Annotated in this window: 8 protein-coding genes, 2 tRNA genes and 2 rRNA genes (1 of these 12 only partly in view); 5 read left to right on the top strand and 7 right to left on the bottom strand. The window is 60.9% G+C overall.

Translation table 11 applies throughout. From position 1 onward, the window contains the following. From J6524_RS13455 to J6524_RS13465, 3 genes are all read right to left on the bottom strand, one after another. Window positions 1–965: ribosomal RNA gene (locus J6524_RS13455) — 23S ribosomal RNA — on the bottom strand (it extends 1,882 nt beyond the left edge of the window). Between the two features lie 391 nt (window positions 966–1,356). After that, window positions 1,357–1,432, bottom strand: a tRNA-Ala gene (locus J6524_RS13460). A 36-nt stretch (window positions 1,433–1,468) separates the two neighbouring features. Further along, window positions 1,469–1,545 (bottom strand) — tRNA-Ile (locus J6524_RS13465). A 31-nt stretch (window positions 1,546–1,576) separates the two neighbouring features. On the opposite strand from J6524_RS13465, the gene J6524_RS13470 reads away from it, so the two are divergent. Continuing rightward, window positions 1,577–1,759 carry a hypothetical protein gene (locus J6524_RS13470; protein ID WP_225671177.1) on the top strand — a complete coding sequence of 61 codons (183 nt, stop codon included), beginning with the start codon at window positions 1,577–1,579 and terminating at the stop codon, window positions 1,757–1,759. Window positions 1,760–1,773: 14 nt separating this feature from the next. Here J6524_RS13470 and J6524_RS13475 read toward each other — a convergent pair. Then, a 16S ribosomal RNA gene (locus J6524_RS13475) occupies window positions 1,774–3,262 on the bottom strand. Together the 16S and 23S rRNA genes with 2 tRNA genes alongside form the textbook arrangement of a ribosomal RNA operon. A gap of 845 nt (window positions 3,263–4,107) precedes the next feature. Here J6524_RS13475 and J6524_RS13480 point away from each other — a divergent pair. The 3 genes from J6524_RS13480 to J6524_RS13490 all read left to right on the top strand — a co-directional run bounded on the left by J6524_RS13480 (window position 4,108) and on the right by J6524_RS13490 (window position 7,062). Continuing rightward, a complete protein-coding gene (locus tag J6524_RS13480) occupies window positions 4,108–6,177 on the top strand; it encodes a M23 family metallopeptidase (protein WP_225671178.1) in 2,070 nt (689 codons plus the stop codon). A gap of 177 nt (window positions 6,178–6,354) precedes the next feature. Further along, complete coding sequence (locus J6524_RS13485; protein WP_225671179.1) at window positions 6,355–6,711, top strand: SPW repeat protein; 357 nt, start codon at window positions 6,355–6,357, stop codon at window positions 6,709–6,711. A 75-nt stretch (window positions 6,712–6,786) separates the two neighbouring features. Then, a complete protein-coding gene (locus J6524_RS13490) occupies window positions 6,787–7,062 on the top strand; it encodes a hypothetical protein (protein WP_225671180.1) in 276 nt (91 codons plus the stop codon). Between the two features lie 69 nt (window positions 7,063–7,131). Here J6524_RS13490 and clpB read toward each other — a convergent pair whose 3' ends face one another. Continuing rightward, a complete protein-coding gene (clpB, locus tag J6524_RS13495; RefSeq protein ID WP_225671181.1) occupies window positions 7,132–9,771 on the bottom strand; it encodes an ATP-dependent chaperone ClpB in 2,640 nt (879 codons plus the stop codon). Between the two features lie 220 nt (window positions 9,772–9,991). Here clpB and J6524_RS13500 point away from each other — a divergent pair, with 220 nt between their 5' ends. After that, window positions 9,992–10,777, top strand: coding sequence for an MOSC domain-containing protein (locus J6524_RS13500; RefSeq protein WP_225671182.1), 786 nt, complete (start codon window positions 9,992–9,994; stop codon window positions 10,775–10,777). A gap of 951 nt (window positions 10,778–11,728) precedes the next feature. Here J6524_RS13500 and fsrB read toward each other — a convergent pair. Further along, window positions 11,729–13,018: a siderophore utilization protein FsrB gene (gene fsrB / locus J6524_RS13505; protein WP_225671183.1), complete on the bottom strand. Its 1,290-nt coding sequence runs from the start codon at window positions 13,016–13,018 to the stop codon at window positions 11,729–11,731. Between the two features lie 94 nt (window positions 13,019–13,112). Beyond that, entirely contained in the window at window positions 13,113–15,407 is a 2,295-nt protein-coding gene (locus J6524_RS13510; protein ID WP_225671184.1) for a TonB-dependent siderophore receptor, read from the bottom strand. Window positions 15,408–15,525 lie beyond the last annotated feature (118 nt).

Here is a 15,525-nt window from a genome sequence, read left to right on the forward strand (position 1 = left end):
CCCCTAGCCCATCCAGTGCTCTACCCCCCGAAGCATTCGTGCGAGGCGATACCTAAATATCTTTCGCGGAGAACCAGCTATTTCCCAGTTTGATTGGCCTTTCACCCCTAACCACAAGTCATCGGAGCCTTTTTCAACAGGCACCCGTTCGGTCCTCCAGTGAGTGTTACCTCACCTTCAACCTGCTCATGGCTAGATCACTAGGTTTCGGGTCTAATACAACGAACTTAGCGCCCTGTTCAGACTCGCTTTCGCTGCGCATACGCCTATCGGCTTAAGCTTGCTCGTTAAATTAAGTCGCTGGCCCATAATACAAAAGGTACGACGTCACCCAGAACGTATCTTGGGCTCCGTCTGTTTGTAGGTGTCCGGTTTCAGGTCTATTTCACTCCCCTCGTCGGGGTGCTTTTCACCTTTCCCTCACGGTACTGGTTCGCTATCGGTCGCTGAGGAGTACTTAGGCTTGGAGGGTGGTCCCCCCATGTTCAGACAGGATTGCACGTGTCCCGCCTTACTCGTGGATACATCATCGCATTACCCGTACGGGGCTATCACCCTCTGAGGCCCTGCTTTCCTGACAGGTTCCGGTTGTCTTTGATGTATCACTGGCCTGGTCCGCGTTCGCTCGCCACTACTAACGGAGTCTCGATTGATGTCCTTTCCTCCAGGTACTTAGATGTTTCAGTTCCCTGGGTTCGCTTAAAACCTCCTATTTTATTCGGAAGTCTCATACCTTCACTTGATAACTGGAAATCCAAAACCTCGCGGCTTGGTCTCAAACATTGCTGTCCGAACCCCAAGATCAAGAGATCTTGGAGTTCCAGCTATCGAAGGTGGGTTTCCCCATTCGGAAATCCGCGGATCAAAGCTTCTTCGCAGCTCCCCACGGCTTATCGCAGCGTAGCACGTCCTTCATCGCCTCTCAGCGCCAAGGCATCCACCGAACACCCTTAAGGCACTTGATTGCTCTCATTATCAATGTCCACACACTCGGCAGAATGTTGTCTGCGCAACTGCCACTCAAGGCGCGCACCCTCGACGAATGCGATTGTCGCAGCCGGACATTGATTAGAAAGACCAGCTTGCTTCGTAAGATCGAACCGATAGCGAGGCGGTCAGGCTTCGCTAACAAGGACCATTTACAACCCGCATTCAATCTCACGACTGAAGCGAGCGCCGAAATGATCCCGGAGATAGTGATTGGATCAGGCGAATTGCTTCGCTTGATCCAAACTCGGATCGATCTCCTCTTTACGATGTCAGAAAACACGCATGACGCATCCTGGTGAGGATCACGCATGCGAATTGATGTTTCGCGGACGATTATTCGAGACACTCTCGATCTTCGATTTCATCTGGTGGAGCCAGACGGGATCGAACCGACGACCTCATGCTTGCAAAGCACGCGCTCTCCCAGCTGAGCTATGGCCCCGTAACCAGAAGACGAATGCCTCGCACTCGATCAAAGTGGTGGGCCTGGGAAGACTTGAACTTCCGACCTCACGCTTATCAAGCGCGCGCTCTAACCAACTGAGCTACAAGCCCCTAACGCTGTCCTCAGTTGAGGATCAGAGGCATGCTCGCGCGCAATCGGCTCGCGCCGATGCATCGCGCAGCGCTGTGGCCCCTGGCGCGTGTTCGTCCGCGAAGAAAGAGAAACGAAGACGGCGAAATCCCGCCAATGGAGCTCAATGATCTGGCGATCGATTGGCCCCTGATGTTTCTAAAACGATCCGATAGTCAGCGTGAGCTGAACTGAAGGATCATCCTTAGAAAGGAGGTGATCCAGCCGCAGGTTCCCCTACGGCTACCTTGTTACGACTTCACCCCAGTCGCTGACCCTACCGTGGCCGGCTGCCCCCTTTCGGTTAGCGCACCGTCTTCAGGTAAAACCAACTCCCATGGTGTGACGGGCGGTGTGTACAAGGCCCGGGAACGTATTCACCGTGGCGTGCTGATCCACGATTACTAGCGATTCCAACTTCATGGGCTCGAGTTGCAGAGCCCAATCCGAACTGAGACGGCTTTTGGAGATTTGCGAAGGGTCACCCCTTAGCATCCCATTGTCACCGCCATTGTAGCACGTGTGTAGCCCAGCCCGTAAGGGCCATGAGGACTTGACGTCATCCCCACCTTCCTCGCGGCTTATCACCGGCAGTCTCCTTAGAGTGCTCAACTGAATGGTAGCAACTAAGGACGGGGGTTGCGCTCGTTGCGGGACTTAACCCAACATCTCACGACACGAGCTGACGACAGCCATGCAGCACCTGTCTCCGGTCCAGCCGAACTGAAGGACCCCGTCTCTGGGGCCCGCGACCGGGATGTCAAGGGCTGGTAAGGTTCTGCGCGTTGCGTCGAATTAAACCACATGCTCCACCGCTTGTGCGGGCCCCCGTCAATTCCTTTGAGTTTTAATCTTGCGACCGTACTCCCCAGGCGGAATGCTTAAAGCGTTAGCTGCGCCACTAGTGAGTAAACCCACTAACGGCTGGCATTCATCGTTTACGGCGTGGACTACCAGGGTATCTAATCCTGTTTGCTCCCCACGCTTTCGTGCCTCAGCGTCAGTATCGGGCCAGTGAGCCGCCTTCGCCACTGGTGTTCTTGCGAATATCTACGAATTTCACCTCTACACTCGCAGTTCCACTCACCTCTCCCGAACTCAAGATCTTCAGTATCAAAGGCAGTTCTGGAGTTGAGCTCCAGGATTTCACCCCTGACTTAAAGACCCGCCTACGCACCCTTTACGCCCAGTGATTCCGAGCAACGCTAGCCCCCTTCGTATTACCGCGGCTGCTGGCACGAAGTTAGCCGGGGCTTATTCTTGCGGTACCGTCATTATCTTCCCGCACAAAAGAGCTTTACAACCCTAGGGCCTTCATCACTCACGCGGCATGGCTGGATCAGGCTTGCGCCCATTGTCCAATATTCCCCACTGCTGCCTCCCGTAGGAGTTTGGGCCGTGTCTCAGTCCCAATGTGGCTGATCATCCTCTCAGACCAGCTACTGATCGTCGCCTTGGTGAGCCATTACCTCACCAACTAGCTAATCAGACGCGGGCCGATCTTTCGGCGATAAATCTTTCCCCGTAAGGGCTTATCCGGTATTAGCCCAAGTTTCCCTGGGTTGTTCCGAACCAAAAGGTACGTTCCCACGCGTTACTCACCCGTCTGCCGCTGACGTATTGCTACGCCCGCTCGACTTGCATGTGTTAAGCCTGCCGCCAGCGTTCGCTCTGAGCCAGGATCAAACTCTCAAGTTGGACTTGAAACCTTGAACCGGCTGATCACAACGTTTGACGAGGTCCCACCATTATATCGCCGGCGATTCACATCGCTGACGACGATGGTGTAACCTATTAAACGTGTACCGCCGAAGTCTTTCGTCCTAGCCCCGAAAGATGAAAACCGAAGTTTTCAAGTATTCGAGACCACGCAAGGACTCCGCCGTCCACGTTTCTCTTTCTTCATCTTCACTTGTCAAACAGCCCGGGGTCTGTGGGACCCCACCCTTCCAGTTGCGGAAGGTTCCCGCGGACCTCATCCGACGACAAATGACAACCGACTGTCATCGGCTGTTGAGTCACTCATCGTAATGAGGAGCTTGCGGGGCGCGAATAGATGCCTTGGCCTCGGGGCCAATGCATCGCCGCGCTCAGTGGCCGGGTTATAGGCCCGCCCGATCGTGCTTGTCAACGCCCATCGTCAACAAATTGTCGCATCACCTCGAAGATTTTTGCGACGCCAAGAAGTCCCTATATTTCGGGCCTTTGGCCGCACTTGAGCCACAATCCTGCGACGATCTGACTACAAGGTAAGCATGGAATCACCGAATGCTAGTGGGGGCTGCCGGTGGTTTTTCTACCCGGGACAGGCGATCTCGATGAACCCGTCGCCTTTCCCACGCGGCCGAAAAGCTTTCGAGAGATCTGCACACCATTGACGTTCGAGATTCCGGCCGGTCATCTTTCTGGCCTCTGATTCCCGAATTTCCGTGCGTGCGGCGCGCCATGTTCCGGAACCGCTCCTTCCTTCAAAAGGGCGGAAACGTGGGTCTGGATCGGGCGAAGGTCTTTCGGATGTCGATGGAATTTGGGGGGACACAGGGTTGAGCCAGAAGGCGCCACGCGGGAGCGGCTATGGACGCGAGACCGGGATCATCGATCTCGGTCACGAACCGCCGCTCTCGGTCGATGGCTCCGAAGCTGCGGTGATCGATCGCCGCCGTGTCTCCGTACAATGGTTTAGCGGGACTATCCTGACCGGTCTTTGCGGCGCGGCCCTCATCGGCGGCGCCGTTTTTGCCTCCCTCGACGGCGAAATGACTTTTGCCAAGGTGCCGGAGCGCGTCGAGGGCGCGTTGCGCGGAGCGTTCGGCGCCAACGACCGCACCGCCACCCTGCACAAGAGCGACCGCCTGCCGCCGCCTGGCGAATCCACGGCTTCGCGCAGTGTGGTGCGGGTCTCGACCGTCACCCGCGTTGGAAACCGCGACGTGATGCGGGTGCGGCCGTTTACCCGCATCTCCGGCAACCTGTCGATGACGACGAGCGACCTCAGTGCCAAGATCCCGCCGTACAATGCCCAGCGTCTGCTGACTGATGTCGGCAGCACGACTCAGGCTGCCGCGGAGGATCCGAACAATCCGGAGGCTGTCGAACCCGACGCCGAGGTTTCCTTCGTCACCAAGGATCTCGCCACGGTGCTGCCCAAGGCGAAGCTCGCCGCCGTGGTCGCACTCGATGAAGTCCTGATGCGGGTACGGGACGCCGCGAACTGGCGCGGCTCGGGCGGGGTCCGATACACCGCGCTCGCCAATGCCGCCGCCGACGCCAGCGGCGTCCAGTCCGATCTCAAGCTCGCCTATGCCACCGAAGGCAACGTCTCCGACCCCTATGCCGGCTTCGAGACCCGCGTGGTGCCGGAAAACGTCACCCTGCTGCCCAAGACCAAGGAGCAGATCACCGGCGGCAACCCGTCCGGCGAACGCGTTCACATCGTAAAGAAGGGCGACACGATCACTTCGATCCTGCGTGACCTCGGTGCGACGCCCGATGAAGCCCGGGCAGTTGCGTTGACCTTGGGTCCTCGCGGCCGCGACGGCGGCCTGAAAGAAGGCCAGAAGATTCGCATCCTGATGGCCCCTTCCAGTTTGAGCCCTGGCGCCCGGATGCAGCCCTATCGCGTGATCGTCGCCAACGACACCACTGTCGAAGCCGTCGCCGCGCTGTCTGATGTCGGCAAATATGTCGCCGTCGACGTGCAGAGCATGAATACGGTTGCCGAGGCCGCCACCAGCAAGGACGATGACGACGATGAGGAGGACGATGGCAGCGGCGTGCGGCTCTATCAGAGCATCTACGAGACCGCATTGCGCAACAAGGTGCCGGCCGCCGTCATCGAGGACATGGTTCGCATCTATTCCTACGACGTCGACTTCCAGCGCAAGGTGCAGCCGGGCGACTCCTTCGATGTGTACTTTGCCGGCGAGGACGAAGGCACCAGCAACAATGAAAAGACCGAGGTGCTGTTCGCTTCACTGACCGTCGGCGGCGAAACCAAGAAATACTATCGCTTCCAGACCCCCGACGATTCAGTCGTCGACTTCTATGACGAGACCGGCAAGAGCGCGAAGAAGTTCCTGGTTCGCAAGCCCGTCAACAACGCGATCATGCGTTCCGGTTTCGGCGGCCGCCGCCATCCGATCCTCGGCTTCACCAAAATGCATACCGGCGTGGACTGGGCGACCCCCTATGGCACGCCGATTTTCGCCTCCGGCAACGGCGTGGTCGAGAAGGTCGGCTGGGAAGGCGGCTACGGCAAATATGTCCGCCTGAAACACAACAACGGCTACGAGACCGCCTATGGCCACATGTCGGCCTTTGCCAAGGGTCTCGAGCCCGGCAAGCGCGTGCGCCAAGGCCAGGTGATCGGCTTTGTCGGATCGACGGGCATGTCGACCGGCGCCCACGTCCACTACGAAATCCTGGTCAACGGCCGCTTCGTCGATCCGATGCGGGTCAAGCTGCCGCGCGGCCGCTCGCTCGAAGGCGCCATGCTGGCGAACTTCGAAAAAGAGCGCGACCGGCTCGATGCCCAGATGAACAGTCGCGGCAACTCGGCACGGGTTTCCGAAGTCACCGGCACGACGCCGCAGACGCGCCAAGTCAGCCGCTAAACGACCGCACTGCCGTGATCGGCAGCCTCGCCGCCGGACCGGGCGATACGGTCTATCTGACCGAAGCCTTTTCCGGACGGGCTCCAGGGTGGCGACCAGCGGCGATAGGAGTCCCCGTGGAACCCTAGCCGGCTTTCTCCAGTTAACTTGCAACGGCAGCCTTCAATGGAGGATGTCATGGAGAATTGGACAAACGCCAAATTGTGCGACGTCGCGAACCTCATCCTAGGCGCGGTCTTGTTTGTATCGCCCTGGATGTTCGGCTTCGACGCCGGGAAGGTTTCTCAGAACGCCGTGATCACCGGCCTCGTGATCGCGATACTCGCGATCGCGGCGCTGGCGGCATTCGCGGTCTGGGAGGAATGGCTTAACCTGATCGTTGGCCTGTGGGCGCTGGTTTCGGCCTGGGTCCTGGGGTTCCAGGGAACCGCGATGACCGTGCACGTGCTGATCGGCGCTGCCGTGGCCGTGCTTGCCGCCATCGAACTCTGGCTCATGTCCCAGCACCCGCCTCGTCTGACGACGGGCCGTTGACCGGCCTTGCACATCTTACCGCCCGCCGCTTCTAGCGGCGGGCGGTATCAGCCTGACTTGAAGGGGATCAACGCCATGAGCCGCATTACCCGGGAGGACGTCACCAAGGCAGTCAGCGGGGCCGATGAGGTCACGATCGCCCAGATCATCGGAACTGGCGCCACGGTGGATGAGCTAGCGGAGGCTCAAGCCTGGATAGCCAATGACGAGCCGATGCTGAATTCAGGCAGGCCGCTCGCGACCGGCCGGGTCCGCGAACTCGTGGACATCCTGACGGAGCTCGAGCCCGAGGACGATGATCCCGGTGAGCCGGGGCCCGCAGTCGGTCCTTCCGTCGGCCCATCGGACTGAAGCGATCATGGCGGGCAGCTAACACCCGAACATGGCGCATGTTCGGGGTTTTCGCGTTAGCCCAGCACCCTAGTTCAGCTTACGCTTCGGCACCGGCGCCTCGAACTGGGCGATCTCGGCGGTCTGCGCCGCCTTGCCGTTGAAAGTCAGTACGTTGCCTTCCGAGGAGATCACGACGCGATCGCCGTCGGCGACATCGCCCGAGAGGATCATCTCGGCGAGCGGGTCCTGCAGATTGCGCTGGATCACCCGCTTCAGGGGCCGGGCGCCGTACGCCGGATCCCAGCCCTTGGCGGCCAGCCAGTCGCGCGCTGCGCTATCCAGCGTCAGCGTGATCTTGCGATCCTCCAACAGCCGCTGCAGGCGAGCGAACTGGATTTCGACGATCCGACCCATCTCGCTCTTCTGCAAACGGTGGAACAGGATGATCTCGTCGACGCGGTTGAGGAATTCGGGCCGGAAGTGCGCCCGCACCATCCCCATCACCTGCTCGCGCACCGCCATGGTGTCCTCGCCCTCCGGCTGGTTCACCAGGAATTCCGAACCGAGGTTCGAGGTCATGATGATCAGCGTGTTGCGGAAGTCGACGGTGCGGCCCTGACCATCGGTCAGGCGGCCGTCGTCGAGTACCTGCAGCAGCACGTTGAAGACGTCGGGATGTGCCTTCTCGATCTCGTCGAACAGCACGACCTGGTAGGGCCGCCGCCGCACCGCCTCGGTGAGCGCCCCGCCCTCGTCATAGCCGACATAGCCGGGAGGCGCGCCGATCAGCCGCGACACCGAGTGCTTTTCCATGAACTCGGACATGTCGAGGCGGACCATCGCGGTCTCGTCATTGAACAGATATTCCGCGAGCGCCTTGGTCAGCTCGGTCTTGCCGACGCCGGTAGGGCCTAGGAACATGAACGAGCCCATCGGCCGGTTCGGGTCCTGCAGCCCGGCGCGCGAACGCCGTACCGCGGTCGCCACCGCGCGAACGGCTTCGGCCTGGCCGACGACGCGCTTGCCGAGGGCGTTCTCCATTTTCAGGAGCTTGTCCTTTTCGCCCTCCAGCATCTTGTCGACGGGCACGCCGGTCCAGCGCGAGACCACCTGCGCGACATGGTTGGCGGTGACCGCCTCCTCCATCATCTCGCCGACGTCCTCCTTGGCTTCGAGTTCGGCGAGCCGCTTTTCCAGCTCGGGAATCTTGCCATAGGCGAGTTCGCCCGCGCGCTGGAATTCGCCGCGGCGCTGGGCGTTGGCGAGTTCAATGCGCAAGGTATCGAGTTCGCTCTTCAGCTTCTGCGCATCGGAGAGCTTGCTCTTCTCAGCGCTCCAGCGGGCCGTGAGCGCCGCCGATTTCTCCTCGAGGTCGGCCAGTTCCTTTTCCAGCGCCTGCAGGCGGGTTTTCGAACCGGCATCGGTTTCCTTCTTCAGCGCCTCCTGCTCGATCTTGAGCCGGATGATTTCCCGGTCCATCGAATCGAGTTCTTCCGGCTTGGAATCGACCTGCATCTTCAGCCGCGCTGCAGCCTCATCCACAAGGTCGATGGCCTTGTCGGGCAGGAAGCGATCAGTGATGTAGCGGTTCGACAGCGTGGTCGCGGCCACAAGCGCAGAATCGGTGATGCGAACGCCGTGGTGCTGCTCGTACTTGTCCTTCAGTCCGCGCAGGATCGAGATGGTATCCTCGACCGTCGGCTCGGAGACGAAGATCGGCTGGAACCGGCGCGCCAGCGCGGCGTCCTTCTCCACATGCTTGCGGTATTCGTCGAGCGTGGTGGCGCCGATGCAGTGCAACTCGCCGCGCGCCAGCGCGGGCTTCAGCAGGTTGGAGGCATCCATCGCGCCGTCGGCCTTGCCGGCACCGACCAGCGTGTGCATCTCGTCGATGAACAGAATGATCGAGCCCTCCGCGGAGGTAACCTCCTGCAGGACGGCCTTCAGCCGCTCCTCGAATTCGCCGCGGTATTTGGCACCCGCGATCAGCGCGCCCATGTCGAGGACCAGTAATCTCTTGTCCTTCAGGCTCTCCGGCACGTCGCCGTTGAGGATGCGCAGCGCCAGGCCCTCGACGATGGCGGTCTTGCCGACACCGGGCTCGCCGATCAGCACCGGATTGTTCTTGGTGCGGCGGGAGAGCACCTGGATGGTGCGGCGGATTTCCTCGTCACGCCCGATCACCGGATCGAGCTTGCCATCGCGCGCCGCCTGCGTGAGGTCGCGCGCATATTTCTTCAGCGCGTCATAAGCGTTTTCGGCCGTGGCGCTATCGGCGCTGCGGCCCTTGCGCAGGCTTTCGATCGCCGCGTTGAGGTTTTGCGGCGTGACCCCGCCCTTGCTCAGGATGTTCCCGGCCTCGCCGTTCTTCTCCAGCGTCAGCCCCAAAAGCAGCCGCTCGACCGTGACAAAACTGTCGCCGGCCTTTTCGGCGGCCTTTTCCGCCGCGTCGAAGGCGCGCGCCATATCGGGGGCAAGATAGATCTGCCCGGCGCCGCTTCCCGAGACTTTCGGCAACTTCTTCAGCGCATCCTCGGTCGCCTTGAGGATGGCGCGGGAGTTGCCGCCGGCACGGTCGATCAGACCTGCGGCCAGCCCCTCGCTGTCATCAAGCAGCACTTTCAGCACATGCAGCGACGAGAACTGCTGATGTCCGTCGCGCATGGCGAGCGACTGCGCAGACTGGATGAAGCCACGCGCGCGCTCGGTGTATTTTTCAATATTCATCGGTTTGTTTCCCTCGGCCTACCGCCCTCACCCCTGAGGCATGATTGCGGCATCTTCATTGGGGGATACGCGGACCGCGTTGACATTCCTCAAGCGGCCGCGGGTCGTCGCCCTGTTTTCAGGCTTGACGCAAATGTGGGAACTGCCGTGCAAAACGGAAGAGGCCCTGGCCGCAATTTCGAGGTGTGGCCAAGCGTTAGGGAATCCCTTAAGAAGCCGCATGCCTGATACGTTCCCTGCCAAGATCGCCGAAATCTACCGCTACCCCGTTAAGGGCCTTACCCCGGAGCAACTGACCCGGGCCGAGCTCAAGCCGGGACAAACCCTGCTGGCCGACCGCCGCTACGCCATCGAGAACGGCCCGTCCGGATTCGATCCTGCCGAGCCGAAATGGCTGGCGAAGCCGCATTTCCTGATGCTGATGCGCGATGAATGGCTGGCCGGCCTGCGCACTCATTTCGATGATGCGAGCCACCTCCTGACCATCCGCCGAAACGGCGAGATCGCCGCCCAGGGCAACCTCGCAACGCCAGAGGGTCGCGCCGCGATCGAGAACTTCTTCGCCACCGCCTTTGCCGGCCAGATCAAGGGCCCGCCAAAGGTGCTGGAGAGCCCCGGCCACAGCTTTTCGGACGTCGCCCGCAAGGTCGTGTCCATCATCAATCTCGCCAGCGTCCGCGCCATCGAGGATATCGTCGGCGCACCGGTCCATCCGCTTCGCTTCCGAGGCAACCTCTATGTCGAGGGCTGGCCGGCCTGGCACGAATTCGACCTCCTCGATCAGACGCTGGCGATCGGCGATGTCAGGCTCAGGATCGTGAAGCGCATCGTCCGCTGCGCCGCCGTCAACGTCGATCCCGATACCGCCCAGCGCGACCTCGCCATCCCCCAGGCGCTGCAGCGCCAGCTCGGTCACGGCGATTGCGGCATCTATGCCGAGGTGATCACGGGCGGCACGATTGCGACCGGTGACGTGATCGCTGCGGAAGCGCCGGAGTTGTTGTAGGGCGGCTACTCCGCGCATGCGGGGTGCGCAACGACCTATCCGCGTCATTGCGAGCGCAGCGAAGCAATCCATATCTCGGCTCGGGGACAGATGGATTGCTTCGCTCCGCTCGCAATGACGCAGGAACAGCGACGCAACATTCGATCGTCATCCCCCGCGTAGGCGGGGGATCCAGTACGCCGCGGCTCATCGGTTCAATCATTGACGCCTCTGGAATACTGGATCGTCCGCCTTCGCGGACGATGACAGGTGAATGTGTGCCAGCGTTCTCGCGACGCGACTTGCGTCCGAGCTTTGCCAAGAAACTTGTCTCCCCAGCGAGAGGGAGCAGGGAATGCCGGGTGCACGCTGCACCCGCGGTCTCGTGTGCAATATGCGCAAAGCAAAACGCACACGAGCATACAGGTACAGCCGAAGCACTCCGGCATTCCCTGCGCAATGGTTTGACGGCTTATGCCGCGATCTCCCCGGAGCCGAATTCCTCTGGCCTCCGTCACTGCCGGCTTGATGGCCAAATCAATCCGGTTGGATTGAGTTCACCACCGGCAGCTTGGCACCAGCCACGGGTGTCAGGACCACACGGTTTTGCCGTACGCATCGGGCGCCGTCATCGTGCGCACCGTTTGCCGCTCATGAGGTTCATCTCACCCTGCGACCACTCTGTGCGCCGACGCCCTTGCGTCCACCGCATCCCGCCTCGCGTTCGTGACGATCGCGATACGCCCCTCTTGTCGAGGCGGGACGGGGCGGAAAATGCCGCTGATTTGGGGGAAAAGGGAAGCTCTTTATTATTGCGAAGACGACTGGACCACCCAAATCAGATTGAATCTGTTCGGCAAATTAGATTTTTCGCGCAACCGCTTTAGGTCCGCATCAATTCGGTAGCAGCGAAGTTCGTCTTGACAGCGTTCGACGCAACGGTCGCGACGCATCGCAAATCGTGATGGCCAACTATTCCGCCGGTGCGAGGCGGCCGCTCGAGCGTGCTGCAGCGGTCGCACGCACCCGGACACGGGCACGGCGCTTACGCCACCAGATCACGACACCGGTCACCGATAGCGCCGCAACCACCAGCCCCATCGCCGAGATCAGGATGCGGCCGGGCAGCCCAAGGATACGGCCGGAATGCAGCGGGAATTGTGCCTGCACGAAGATGTCGGCGGCAGTGCCGACCCACGGCAGTCGCTCGCCGATCGGCCGACCGTCTTCGCTGTCATAATAGAGCTGCGCGGGGCCGACGCCGCCGGCACCATGATCGTCGCCGGGATGGAAGAAGGCTGCGGCATACACGCCATGGGCCGGACCGTAATTGATCGAGCCGACAGGCGTAGTCCATCCCCTGCTCTTGCCGTCAGCCGCTGCACGCGCGGCGATATCCGCAAACGTGACCTTCGGCTCGATCGGATCGTCGAGGTGACGGTACGGACGCTGCTCATACGGTGTCGGTGTGTAGTTGGAAACCGTCTTCATCAGCGGCGAGAACACCTCGAAATACAGGTTGAGCGAGAATGCCGTGAAGGCAATGACGAACAGCAGTCCCCAGGTCCACAGGCCGAAAGCGCGGTGGATATCGAAATTGATCCGATAGGCACTGCCTGATGTCTTGATCTTCCAGGCCGGCGCCCAGCGCGCCCAGAAGCCACGGGAGAGTTCGCGCGCAACGGCAGGTGCCCGCTCCGCCCTGGCGCGGCGACGGGACGGCAGGGTCAGATAGAAGCCGATGAAGCAATCGATGGTCCAGATGATCGCGATGACACCAAGCACGCGCATGCCCCAGCGATCGCTGCCCCAGAATTCCGGAATGTGCATGGTGTAGTGAAGCTTGTAGAGGAACGAGACGAAGTTGGCGCGTGTCACCGGCCACACGGCGCCCCAGTAACGCCGTCCGAGCTCCGCCCCCGTATTCGGATCGAGGAAAATCTGATTGTAATCCAGGTTGAACCGCTTGCCGGTGGCGGGATCGATCCGCGGCAGCACGAAGAACCACAGCGATTCGCCTTTTTCCGGGGTCATGAACATGTGGACGACGCGCGCGCGCGGATCTCGCTGCTCGATCAGCTTGACAAGCTCGACGGAGGGAATCGCAGGACCGCTGCTGGTCACGTCGACCAGGTCCTTGTTCAGGAAGTCGTCGATCTCGTGATCCCACGAGATGATCGCGCCGGTAACGCCTGAGAAAAACAGAAAGCCGGCGGTGAGAAGGCCGGCCCAGCGGTGCAGTCGCCCAAAGATCGATTTCATGGCTTTCGCCCGTGCTGTTGTGTGCCCCAATGAGCAAACATCACCGCCGGTCGATTGACCGCCGGTGATGTATGCGTCGCATTCCGCGGCCGAGCTACCATCGATAGGTCAGCTTCGCGATCGCCTTGCGGCCCTCGGCATAGAAGCAACTCGTGTAGCCGTAGCAGGCCGCGACATAGCGGGTGTCGCCAATGTTGGTGACGTTCAGCGCCAGGCGATAGTTGTCCTTGGTGTAGGCCAGCAGCGCGTCGACCACGGTCGATGCCGGCACCTTGAAGGTGTTGGCATCGTCGCCGAAGGTCGAGCCGACATAACGGACGCCGCCGCCGACCTGGACGCCGGCGAGCGGGCCACCCTGCACCGTGTAGTCGCTCCACAGCGAGAACCGGTTGAGCGGCACGGTGGTCGGCGCCTTGCCGACGTTGACCGGATCCTGCGTGAGCACGGCATCGATGTAGGAGTAGGCGCCGCGGACGTTGAGGCCTTCTGTCAGCGTCGCCGTGCCCTCGAGTTCGATACCGCGCGAGTTCACCTGTCCGGTCTGCTCGGCGAAGTACGACGGAGGCGCGAAGGTGACGACGTTGGAGCGTGTCAGATCGAAGGCCGCCAGGGTAATCAAAGCATTGATCCCGACCGGCTGATACTTGACGCCGACTTCATACTGGACGCCGGTTTCCGGCTTCAATAGTTCGCCCGCCACGTTGGTGTTGAGCACCGGCAGGAACGATTCGGCATAGCTGAAATAGGGCGCGATCCCGTTGTCGAAATTGTACATCACAGCCGCCCGACTGGTGAACGCCGAAGCGCTCGTCGATGCTGAAGATCGGGCGAGAAGATTGTCGAGATCGGTTGAGGCAAAGTCCTGTCGGCCACCCAGCAGGAATGAGAGCCGGCCGAGCTTGATCTGATCCTGAGCGTAGAGCCCGACCTGTGACTGCTTGATGCCCTTATCGTCGTAAGGGCCGTCATTAGTCCAGGTGTTGGTGTAGACGGGCGCAAATACGTTGATCTTACCGGTGCTGTACCCTGAAGCGGCGTCCCGGAACGAGGTGTTGCGGTAGTCGATGCCAAACAACGTGGTGTGACTCAGGATGCCCGTCACGAACTTGCCCTGGAGCTGATTGTCCACAGCGAAGGAGTTGATGGTCGATGCACCACCTGCGCCATAGCGCGACATCAGTCCTGCGGCTTCGTCGGCCGCCGAGGCATAGCCAGTGCCGTAGAAGCTCTGCTGTTCGTTGTGCATCCACGCATAACGCAGGTTCTGACGGACGGTGAACGCCTCGTTGATGTCGTGCGAGAGCAGGTATCCGGCCGTGGCGAGCTCGGTATCAAACCGGTTGAAATTGGGTTCGCCGCCGAAAAACGTATTGCGGATGAAGCGGCCGTTATTGGCAAACGCCGTGCCCGATGCCGGCAGGAATTGCAGGCCCCAGCCCGCAGTGTCCTTTTGGTAACTGGCCAGCAGCGTGATGGTGGTGGCGTCGTTCGGTTTGATCGTCACCGCCGGCGCGATGAAGACGCGGTTGTCCCTTGTGAAGTCGACCTGGGTTTCGCCGTCGCGGACGACGCCGGTCAGGCGCCACAAGACGGTGCCCTCCTTATTGGCGGGACCTCCGAGGTCAAATTGGCCCTGATAGCGATTGAAACTGCCGCCCGACACCGACACTTCGCCGAACTGGCTGGCCGTCGGCAGTTTGCTGACATAGTTGAGAATGCCGCCGGTTCCGCTGCCGCCATACATGACCGAGGATGGGCCCCTCAACACTTCGAGACGCTCGGCGCCGTACGATTCTAGGCCGAGGAAATGCACATAGGTGCTGCTGGGTACCCGCAGGCCATCAAGATAAAGACCCGGCATGGTCATGTCGAAACCGCGGATCTGCAGTCCGCCGAAGCGCGTGTCGGAGCCTCCATTGACGTCACCGCTGACTCCCGCGGTGTAGCGCAGCGCTGCCCCGACCGATTCCGCTCCCTGGTTCCTGATCTGGTCGGTGGTAACGACGGAAATCGACTGTGGGGTTTCGATGATTGGCGTGTCGGTCTTGGTCGCAGTGCCGGTGCGGGTCGCAACGAAACCTCGAACAGGACCATTGGCGCGTTCGCCGGCGCCGGGACCTGATTCGGCCGCAACCGGTGCCGCTTGCGGCGCGCGCGCTGCGCGAGTGGCGCGTACGCCGCGCGTGGTCGAAGCGCGGCGTGATGGCTGCGCCGCAGCCGGACGAGCGCGCTCCCGCGGCGCGTCCACAGTGACTGGCGGCAGTGCCGACTGCGCCAGTGCAGCTTCTGTCGGTAGGAGAAGAGTGATTCCGCTGACGGCCCCGAGGCAAATCGTTCGCAGGAGTTGAAGTCGAGTAGTGGAAGATAGTTGGAACGTTGTTGGTGTCACCCTGCGATTACCCCGAGTCCTGCCGGCTTGGCCGGTATGATTTTTGGTGCCTCGCTCTAACGCAGGCATCTTCGGAGTTCGACAGGTGATTGCTAGAATTGCTCCAGACTGCGCGGAT

This window comes from Bradyrhizobium hereditatis (assembly GCF_020329435.1).
Taxonomy (GTDB): domain Bacteria; phylum Pseudomonadota; class Alphaproteobacteria; order Rhizobiales; family Xanthobacteraceae; genus Bradyrhizobium; species Bradyrhizobium hereditatis.

Excerpts from the sequence above, each read along its gene's own strand:
- J6524_RS13485 (WP_225671179.1), top strand. The coding sequence starts at position 6,355 with ATGGAGAATTGGACAAACGCCAAATTGTGCGACGTCGCGAACCTCATC.
- fsrB (WP_225671183.1), bottom strand. The coding sequence starts at position 13,018 with ATGAAATCGATCTTTGGGCGACTGCACCGCTGGGCCGGCCTTCTCACC.
- clpB (WP_225671181.1), bottom strand. The coding sequence starts at position 9,771 with ATGAATATTGAAAAATACACCGAGCGCGCGCGTGGCTTCATCCAGTCT.
- J6524_RS13500 (WP_225671182.1), top strand. The coding sequence starts at position 9,992 with ATGCCTGATACGTTCCCTGCCAAGATCGCCGAAATCTACCGCTACCCC.
- J6524_RS13490 (WP_225671180.1), top strand. The coding sequence starts at position 6,787 with ATGAGCCGCATTACCCGGGAGGACGTCACCAAGGCAGTCAGCGGGGCC.
- J6524_RS13470 (WP_225671177.1), top strand. The coding sequence starts at position 1,577 with ATGCTCGCGCGCAATCGGCTCGCGCCGATGCATCGCGCAGCGCTGTGG.